Genomic DNA, 9,347 nt, shown 5'->3' with positions numbered 1-9,347 from the left:
GGGCAGGGCGGCATCGACCGGGTCAGCTTTGCGCCCGCCGACTGGGCGGCGCTGGAAGCCGCGGGCGCGCTGGCTCATGTGCGGGTCAGCATGGCCGATGCGGCGCGGGCGATGCCGGACGCGCAGCCGCCGATCACGCCCTCCGACGCACCGTGGCTGGAGCTGTGGACCGGGCTCATCGACACCCCCACCGTCGGGCGCAACCTGCTGGGCCAGCAGGCGCTGACCGCCGTCACGGGCCAGCTTGGGCCGGGCGAGGCGCTGCTGGCGATCCTGTCGCGCGGCAACCAGTCCCATCGCGGGACCGACTGGAAGCGATCGGGCCGGTTCGAGCGCATCGAGATCGCGCAGGGCGACGTCCGCCTGATCCCCACGGCCGACAGCTATACCCAGGTCGCGCGCCTGCCGATCGCCGGCGCGCCCGAAACCAAGGAACGCAGCGTCTTCCGGATCAACGCCGACCCCGCCACCGGCGGCATCGACGTGACCCGCCCGTTCCGCGTCACCGTGACCACCGGCCGCAGCGGCGCCACCCTGCCGGTCAGCGCCGAGGTGACGCTGCCCGAGGCCTTTCGCCTCGCCCCGCCCGAACCCGAGACGCCGCTGTGGGAACAGTTCTGGTGGCAGAAGCGCCACGAGGTCGTGGTCGTCCTGGCCATGCTGGGCGCGCTGGGGCTGATCCTGCTGGGGCAGGAATGGCTGGTCCGCAAGCCGGTGCTGTGGCGCCGGGTCCGCACCGCCTATCTCGCGCTGACGCTGGTGGTGCTGGGCTGGGGGCTGGGCGCGCAACTGTCCATTGTGCAGGTCATCGCCTTCCTTCACGCGCTGCTGTCGGGCTTCAAATGGGAAACCTTCCTGATCGCCCCGCTGATCTTCGTGCTGTGGAGCGCGGTGGCGCTGGGGATGCTGTTCTGGGGCCGGGGCGTGTTCTGCGGCTGGCTGTGCCCCTTCGGCGCCTTGCAGGAGCTGACCAACCAGGCCGCGCAGCGCCTTGGCGTGCGCCAGATCGCCGTCCCGCAGGCGCTGCACGAGCGGCTGTGGGTCATCAAGTACACGCTGTTCGTGGGCCTCGTCGCGCTGTCCTTCTATTCGATGGAGCGCGCCCTGGTGCTGGCCGAGGTCGAGCCGTTCAAGACCGCCATTTCCATGCGTTTCATGCGCGCCTGGCCCTTCGTGCTGTATGTCGTGGCGCTGCTGGGCGCCGGGCTGTTCATCGAGCGGTTCTTCTGCCGCTATATCTGCCCGATGGGCGCGGGGCTGGCGATTCCAGCCAAGCTCAAGGTCTTCGACTGGCTCAAGCGCCGGCCGCAATGCGGGCGCGAATGCCGGCTGTGCGAGACGAAATGCACCGTCGGCGCCATCGACCCGCTGGGCCGGATCAACGCCAACGAATGCATCGTCTGCCTGCGCTGCCAGGTCATCATGAACGACGAGAACACCTGCCCGGTGCTGAAACGCCGCGGCCGCGCCTCGGGGGGCGGCGGCGGCAGCTTCACCGCGCCGCCGATCCCGCCCGCGCCGGCCTCGCCCCCGGTGCCGGCGCCGGTCACGCCGACCCAGGTGCCCGCCGGCGCGCATGAGGGCGCGGCCGCCGGGTCCGCCCAACCCCCCGCCTTCCGCAACCAGCCGGTGACGACATGAGCTATCCCATCATCTTCAAGGACGGCTGGCGGGTATTCTTCATGGCCGCGGGCCTCTACGGCGTCGCCGCGATGGCGCTGTGGGTGGCCTGGCTGCAGGGCTGGGCCGAGGCGCCCTTTGCGCCCGCGCCCAACGCCTGGCACGCGCACGAGATGATCTTCGGCTTTGCTACCGCCGCGCTGGGCGGGTTCTTCCTGACCGCGGTGCCGAACTGGACCGGAGCGAAAGCCGCGCCGGAACGCTTCGTCGCGGTGGTCGCGGGGCTGTGGCTGGCGGGCCGGGTGGCGGTGTGGTTTTCCGGCGCGCTGCCGGCGGCGCTGGTGGCGGCGATCGACCTCGCCTTCGTCCCGGTGCTGGCCGCCAAGCTGCTGACCCAGCTGATGAAACGCCCAAAGCCGCAGAACATGATGTTCCTCGTGCTGCTGACGCTCGTGTGGGTGGCGAACCTGCTGGTGCATCTCGACTGGACCGGCGTGACGGCCACCGAGGCGCAGGGGCTGCGCGGCGGGCTCTTGTCGATCTGCGCGATGATCGCGGTGCTGGGCGGGCGGGTGACGCCGGCCTTCACCCGCAACGCGCTGCTGCGGGCGGACGAAACGGCAGCCCTGCCGGTGACCCGCAAGCCGCTGGAGGTGGCGGGCATCGCGCTGGCGATCCTGACCGCCGCGCTGGCTGTGCTGGGCGCGCCCGCGGCCCTGACCGGCACGGTCGCCGTGGGCGCCGGCCTTGCCGCCGCGGCGCGGCTGGCCGGCTGGCGAACGGCGGCGACGCTGGGCGACCCCATCGTCTGGGCGCTGCACGCCGGTTACGCGATGCTGGCGCTGGGGCTGGCCGCCTGGGGTCTGGCGCTGCTGGGCATCGGACCCGAGATCGGGGCGCTGCATATCCTGGGCATCGGTGCCATCGGCGGCATGACGCTGGCGGTGATGAGCCGCGCCAGCATCGGCCATTCCGGCCGGCCGCTGGTCGCGCCGGGGCCGGTGGCGCTGGGCTATGCGCTGATCCCGCTGGCCGTCGCGCTGCGCTGGGCCGCCGCCGGCTGGCCGGGGCCGATGTACGGCATCGGCACGCTGGGCGCCGGGCTGATCTGGATCGCGGCCTTCGCCCTGTATCTCGTCGCGCTGTGGCCGATCTGGACCACGCCGCGCCCGGTGCGGGAGGCCGCCGCATGATCCCCCGCCGCCGTTTCCTCGCCCTCTCGGCCTGCGCCGCGGTGCTGGCGCGCCCCGCGGTCGCTGCCGCACCCCACCACCGCTGGAGCGGGCAGGCGCTGGGCGCCGATGTGACCCTGACCGTGGCCGGCGGGTCCGAGCGTCAGGCCCGCGCCTTCTTCGCCGAATCGGCCCGTGCGCTGCGGGCGATCGAGGCGCAGTTCTCGCTGTTCCGCGGCTCTGACCTGATGCGGCTGAACGCGCTGGGGCACCTGCCGCACCCCTCGGACGACATGCGCGACCTGCTGACGCTGGCGGGGCGGGTCCACGCGGCGACCGGCGGGGCGTTCGATCCGACCGTGCAGCCGCTGTGGCAGGCACGCGGGCTGGGCGGGGACGAAACCGCCGCCCGGGCGCTGGCCGGCTGGGGTTACGTGGCGCTGCGCGAGGACGAGATCCGCCTGCGGCGCCCCGGCATGGCGCTGACCCTGAACGGCATCGCGCAGGGGCTGGCCGCCGACCGGCTGGCCGAGGTCGCCGCCCGCCACGGGCTCTCCGACCTGCTGATCGACGCGGGCGAGTTGCGGGCCGTGGGGCCGACCGGCTGGACTGCGCGGATCGAGGAGCCCGGCGGCGATGCCGCGGCCCGGCTGGTGCTGAGCGATCGGGCGCTGGCGACCTCGGCGCCGCTGGGCACGCGGATCGGGCCGGGGGGGGACCGGCCGCATATCCTCGCCGCCGATGGCCGGCCGGCACAGTGGCGGCTGGCCTCGGTCAGCGCGCCCACCGCCGCGGTCGCCGACGCGCTGTCCACCGCCGCGGTGCTGATGGACCGCCCCGCGATCGACCGGGCGCTGGTGCAGTTCCCCGGCGCGCGGATCGAGGCGCTGCTGCCGCTTTAGCGGGCCATTCTGGTGGCCCTCTCTGTGGTCGCCAGGCCACGGCGCGGCTGACAAGAAGCTGACGGTTTTTCCTAACCTTTGACTTTCCTCAAGGTTGCGGCCCACGGTGCCGTTATCGCTGACTTAGTCGAAACTGCTCGAAGGGACCGCCGCCATGAGCGACGTCATGACCAAGAGCATGGCCCGCAACGTCTTCTATGGCGGGTCACTGTTCTTCATCGCCATCTTCGGCGCGATGTCGGTGCACAGCCATCTTTATGCCGTCAATGTCTCGACGGACAAGGCGGGCCTGACCGACAGCGTGGCCGCCGGCAAGCACATCTGGGAAAAGAACGGCTGCATCAACTGCCACACGCTGCTGGGCGAGGGGGCCTATTACGCCCCCGAACTGGGCAACGTGGTCAAGCGCTGGGGGGTCCAGGACGATCCCGAAGGCGCGGCCGATGCGCTGAAGACCTGGATGCAGGCGATGCCCACCGGCATCGAGGGCCGCCGCCAGATGCCGAACTTTCCGCTGACCGACCAGGAATATCGCGAGCTGAGCGACTTCCTGATCTGGACCAGCAAGATCAACACCCAGAACTGGCCGCCGAACGACGCGGGCTAAGGGGGAACGCGCGATGAAATACCATACCCAACGCATCGCCTATGCCTATTTCGTGGTCGCCATGGCGCTGTTCGCGGTGCAGGTCACGATGGGGCTGACGATGGGCTGGATCTATGTCCAGCCGAATTTCCTGTCCGACATCCTGCCCTTCAATGTGGTCCGGATGCTGCATTCCAACAGCCTGATCGTCTGGCTGCTGCTGGGCTTCTTCGGGTCCGCCTATTACCTCGTCCCCGAAGAGGCCGAACGCGAGATCCATTCGCCCACCCTGGCCTATCTGCAGCTGGCGATCCTCGTGCTGGGCACGGCGGGCGTGGTCGTGACCTATGTGTTCGACCTGTTCCACGGCAACTGGCTGCTGGGCAAGGAGGGGCGCGAATTCCTCGAGCAGCCCAAGTGGGTCAAGGCGGGCATCGTCGTGGCCGCGCTGATCTTCCTCTACAACGTCACCATGACGGTGCTGAAGGGCCGCAAGACCGCCATCTCGAACGTGCTGCTGCTGGGTCTCTGGGGGCTGGCGCTGCTGTTCCTGTTTGCCTTCTACAACCCCTCGAACCTGGTGCTGGACAAGCAGTACTGGTGGTACGTGATCCACCTGTGGGTCGAGGGCGTGTGGGAGCTGATCATGGCCTCGATCCTCGCCTTCCTGATGCTCAAGCTGACGGGGGTTGACCGCGAGGTGGTGGAAAAGTGGCTGTATGTCATCGTCGCCACCGCGCTTTTCTCGGGCATCCTCGGGACCGGGCACCACTATTACTGGATCGGGCTGCCGGCCTACTGGCAGTGGGTCGGGTCGATCTTTTCCAGCTTCGAGATCGTGCCGTTCTTCGCCATGATGAGCTTCGCCTTCGTGATGGTCTGGAAGGGTCGCCGCGATCACCCGAACAAGGCGGCGCTGCTGTGGTCGCTCGGCTGTTCGGTGCTGGCCTTCTTCGGGGCGGGGGTGTGGGGCTTCCTGCACACGCTGCACGGGGTGAACTACTACACCCACGGCACCCAGATCACCGCGGCGCACGGGCACCTCGCCTTCTACGGGGCATATGTCTGCCTGGTGCTGGCGATGATCACCTATGCGATGCCGATCATGAAGAACCGCGACCCCTATAACCAGGTGCTGAACATGGCCTCGTTCTGGCTGATGTCTGGCGGGATGCTGTTCATGACCTTTACCCTGACCTTCGCGGGCACCCTGCAGACCCATCTGCAGCGGGTGAACGGCGAGGCGTTCATGGACGTGCAGGACCAGCTGGCGCTGTTCTACTGGATGCGCTTCGGGTCGGGTCTGGCGGTCGTGGCCGGTGCGCTCCTGTTCATCTGGTCGGTGCTGGCCGTGCGCCGCGAGGTGGTGACGCCCGGCCCGGTGCAGCAGCACCGCGACCAGATGGCCCACCGGACCCCGGCGGAGTGAGCGCGATGAACGCCCATGTGAAACCGGAGGGGGCTGCGGCCCCCTTCTACCTGCCGCAGCGGGACGAGGTCGCGGTCTTCGAGGCCGCCGCCGCCAACGACCTGCCGGTGCTGCTGAAAGGCCCCACCGGTTGCGGCAAGACCCGCTTCGTGTCGCACATGGCGGCGCGGCTGGGGCGGCCGCTGTACACCGTCGCCTGCCATGACGACCTGTCGGCGGCCGACCTGATCGGGCGCTATCTGCTGAAGGGCGGCGAGACGGTCTGGGTGGACGGCCCGCTGACCCGCGCTGTGCGCGAGGGGGCGATCTGTTATCTGGACGAGGTGGTCGAGGCCCGCAAGGACGTGACCGTCGTCCTGCACCCGCTGACCGACGACCGCCGCATCCTGCCCATCGACCGCACCGGAGAGGAACTGGAGGCCGCGCCCGGCTTCATGCTGGTGGCGAGCTATAACCCCGGCTACCAGAACATCCTCAAGACCCTGAAGCCCTCCACCCGCCAGCGCTTCGTGGCGATGGAATTCGACTTTCCCGCCCCCGACCTGGAAACCCGGATCGTGGTCGCGGAAAGCGGGCTGGACGAGCGTCGCGCGGCCGGCCTCGTGCGGCTGGCCGGCAAGCTGCGGGCGCTGAAGGGGCAGGACCTGGAAGAGGGCGTCTCGACCCGGCTGGTGGTCTATGCCGCGACGCTGATCGCCGGCGGGATGGACCTGAACCGGGCGATCACCGCGGCGATGATCGAGCCCCTGACCGACGATGCCGATGTGAAGCGCGGGCTGGCCGATCTGGTCGTGGCCGTGTTCGGCTGAGCCGCCGGACCGGGGGTTTCACACCCCCGGACCCCCGTGGGATATTTGGACAAAGAAGAATGACCGCCCGAGTCGACTGGCGCGAGATCGAGCCCTGGGAACCCGAGGAAACCGTTGGCAAGCTGTGGCACGGCTGGGCCTCGGGGTTCGACGCGGTGCCGGTTCATGAGGATGCGCGGGTCCGGCTGGACGAGGTCGCGGGGCGGCTCGCGGTGCTGTTCCGGGGGCTGGGCGGCGATCACTCGGTCGAGTTCCGGGCTGCCGCCGACCGCATCAGCCGGCACCGGCTGAGCTGGCGACGCAGGCTGGGGACCGAGGCCGAGGCGCTGCCGCAGGCGACGCTGGACGGCGGCATCCTGCGGCTGCCGGCCTCGCTGGCGCTGCTGCCGACGCCCGAGGCGAACGGGGCGGTGTACCTGTGGATGGCGGCTTATGCCGCGCATGCCGTGGCGCCCGAGGGTCACGATGATCCGCTGCGCCGCGATCTGGCGGCACTGGCCGCCGCGCGGGGGACGGTGGCGCGGGCGGCCGAGGCGGCGCCGGGGCTGATGCCGCTATATGACGAATTGCGCGCGCTGCTGCTGGCGGCGCGTCCCGACAGCCGCCTGCCGCCCGAGGAAGCCGCCGTCGAGGCGGTGATCCGCCGCCTGCTGGGCAGCCCCGATGCGCCCGAGGGACGGGCGGCCGAGCTGATGGCGGCGCTGGACGCGGGCGATCTGTCGGGCCTCGCCGCGCCGCGCGGTTATCAGCCGATGCGGCCCGTGGCGCTGTGGGTCGCGCAGGAGGCCGGCGAGGTCTCGGCTGCCGACCGGGTCGAAACCCGCGAGGCCGAGGGTGCCCCCGAGGACCCCGGCCAGCAGGCCGAAAAGACCATCCGCGCCCGCCGCCGCAAGGCCGACGCGGCGAACCGCACCGACAGCCTCATCATCAACAAGTTCGAGGCGATCCTCAGCTGGGCCGAGTTCCTGAACCTCAACCGCCGGGTCGAGGATGACGACGACGACAGCGCCCGCAAGGCGCTGGACGACCAGGACGAGCTGGGGCTGGGCCAGATCAGCAAGGCGCCCGCCACGCGGCTGAAGCTGCATCTGGACCTGTCGCCCGAAGACGTGGACCGCGAGGCGCTGTCGGGCGTCTTCACCTACCCGGAATGGGAGGCGCGGTCGGGCCGCTACCTGCCCGCCCATGCCCGCGTGCTGGACGCCGAACCCGACCCCGCCCAGCACGGCACCCCCGCCTTTGACGAGGCCGCCCGCCGCCGCATCCGCGCCGTCCGCCGCCAGTTCGCGGCGATGCGCCCCGGCCGCGTCGTCACCACCGGCCACCGTGACGGCGACGAGTTGGACCTCGACGCCACCGTGCGCTCGCGCGTCGGCATTGCCGTCTCGGGCGAGGGCTCGGACCGGATCTGGCGCCAGTCGCGGCCGGTGAACCGCGACCTGGCGGTGTCGATCCTGCTGGACATCTCGCGGTCCACCGAAAGCGCTGTCACCGGCCGCGCGGTCATCGACATCGAACGTGAGGCGCTGGCGGCGCTTGCCTGGGGGCTGGACGCTTGCGGCGATCAGGTCGCCGTGCAGGCCTTCTGCTCGCTCAAGCGCGACCGGGTCTATGTCACCACCTGCAAGCGCTTCGACGAACCGATGAGCGCCACGGTCGAGGCCCGCATCGCCGGGCTGTCGCCGCGCTTCTATACCCGGCTTGGCGCCGGCATCCGCCATGCCTCGGCGGGGCTGGCGGCGCAGGCGCGCCGGCGCCGGCTGCTGCTGGTCATCACCGACGGCAAGCCGAACGACCTGGACCACTACGAGGGCCGCCACGGCATCGAGGACAGCGCCATGGCGGTCCGCGAGGCGCGGCGGGCGGGGCATTCCGTCTTTGGCATCACCGTGGACCGCGACGGCAAGTCGTGGTTCCCGCGCATCTTCGGGCAGGGCGGCTTTGCGCTGGTTCCCCACCCCGACCGCCTGCCCGAGGCGCTGCCGCAGATCTATCGCCAGCTGGTCGGTGCATGATCGAGGCCGCGCACCCGCCGGACCGGCTGCCGGGCGAGCTGATCATGTGGGTGCTGATCATCAGTGAGATGGCCGTGTTCGGCGCGGCGCTGCTGATCTTCCTGACGCTGCGGCTGCGCGACCCGGAGGGCTTTGCCGCCGCTCAGGACCACCTGCACCGGCTGTCGGCGGGGCTGAACACGGTGGTGCTGGTCACCTCGGGCTTCGGCGCCGCCTGCGCGGTGCGGGCGGCGCGGGCCGGGCAGGCGGCCGCGACCCGGCGCTGGCTGTGGGGCGCGATGATCCTGGGCGCCGTCTTCCTGCTGCTGAAAGGCGTCGAATATGCCGACGCCGCGCGGCAGGGGATCGGGCTCGAGACCCACGTCTTCTACACCTTCTACTGGCTGCTGACCCTGTTCCACGCCGCCCATGTCGTGGCCGGGGTCATCATCCTCGGCCTCGTCTCGATCCGCGCCGGGGCGGACGGAGTCGAGGCCGGGGCGCAGTTCTGGCACATGGTGGACCTGGTCTGGGTGCTGCTGTTCCCCGTGATCTACCTGCTCCGATGAGAACCGATCCGCTCATTCGCGCCTGGGCGGTGCTGATCGCGCTGTCGGTGGCGGCGACGGCCGTGGCGCTGATGCGGCCGGCCGGGCCGCGCTGGCTGGTGATCGCGGCGGGGGCGGCGATCCTGGGGCTGGCCTGGGGGAAGGCGCGGGTGATCCTGGGGCGGTATCTGGAACTGGACGCCCATCCCGGCCCGCGCCGCGCCTTTGGGGCGGTGCTGGGCCTGTGGGCGCTGGCGGCGCTGGCGCTGTATGTCGCGGCGGGCTGA

9 protein-coding genes are annotated in these 9,347 nt (G+C 70.8%); all 9 read left to right on the top strand.

Features of this window, described 5'->3' with window-relative positions:
- Window positions 1-1,641, top strand: a 1,641-nt coding sequence (locus tag IC63_RS10385) for a NosR/NirI family protein (RefSeq protein ID WP_052042092.1), incomplete at its 5' end; no start/stop codon positions are given.
- Window positions 1,638-2,813: an NnrS family protein gene (locus IC63_RS10380; RefSeq protein WP_036719937.1), complete on the top strand. Its 1,176-nt coding sequence runs from the start codon at window positions 1,638-1,640 to the stop codon at window positions 2,811-2,813. The genes IC63_RS10385 and IC63_RS10380, both read left to right, overlap by 4 nt.
- On the top strand, window positions 2,810-3,694 hold the full coding sequence (locus IC63_RS10375) for an FAD:protein FMN transferase (protein ID WP_232222580.1): 885 nt from the start codon (window positions 2,810-2,812) through the stop codon (window positions 3,692-3,694). Before IC63_RS10380 ends, IC63_RS10375 begins: the two co-directional genes overlap by 4 nt.
- Before the next feature lie 154 nt (window positions 3,695-3,848).
- Window positions 3,849-4,301: a c-type cytochrome gene (locus IC63_RS10370; RefSeq protein WP_036719934.1), complete on the top strand. Its 453-nt coding sequence runs from the start codon at window positions 3,849-3,851 to the stop codon at window positions 4,299-4,301.
- A gap of 13 nt (window positions 4,302-4,314) precedes the next feature.
- On the top strand, window positions 4,315-5,709 hold the full coding sequence (locus IC63_RS10365) for a cbb3-type cytochrome c oxidase subunit I (RefSeq protein ID WP_036719932.1): 1,395 nt from the start codon (window positions 4,315-4,317) through the stop codon (window positions 5,707-5,709).
- A 5-nt stretch (window positions 5,710-5,714) separates the two neighbouring features.
- Entirely contained in the window at window positions 5,715-6,518 is an 804-nt protein-coding gene (locus IC63_RS10360; protein ID WP_036719929.1) for a CbbQ/NirQ/NorQ/GpvN family protein, read from the top strand.
- A 59-nt stretch (window positions 6,519-6,577) separates the two neighbouring features.
- Window positions 6,578-8,533 (top strand): nitric oxide reductase activation protein NorD, encoded by a 1,956-nt coding sequence (locus tag IC63_RS10355; protein ID WP_036719926.1) that lies wholly within the window; start codon window positions 6,578-6,580, stop codon window positions 8,531-8,533.
- Entirely contained in the window at window positions 8,530-9,081 is a 552-nt protein-coding gene (locus tag IC63_RS10350; protein WP_036719925.1) for a cytochrome c oxidase subunit 3, read from the top strand. Before IC63_RS10355 ends, IC63_RS10350 begins: the two co-directional genes overlap by 4 nt.
- On the top strand, window positions 9,078-9,347 hold the full coding sequence (locus tag IC63_RS10345; RefSeq protein ID WP_036719921.1) for a hypothetical protein: 270 nt from the start codon (window positions 9,078-9,080) through the stop codon (window positions 9,345-9,347). Before IC63_RS10350 ends, IC63_RS10345 begins: the two co-directional genes overlap by 4 nt.

It is taken from the genome of Paracoccus sphaerophysae (genome assembly GCF_000763805.1).
GTDB lineage: Bacteria > Pseudomonadota > Alphaproteobacteria > Rhodobacterales > Rhodobacteraceae > Paracoccus > Paracoccus sphaerophysae.
This window is presented reverse-complemented; position numbering and strand designations above follow the sequence as displayed.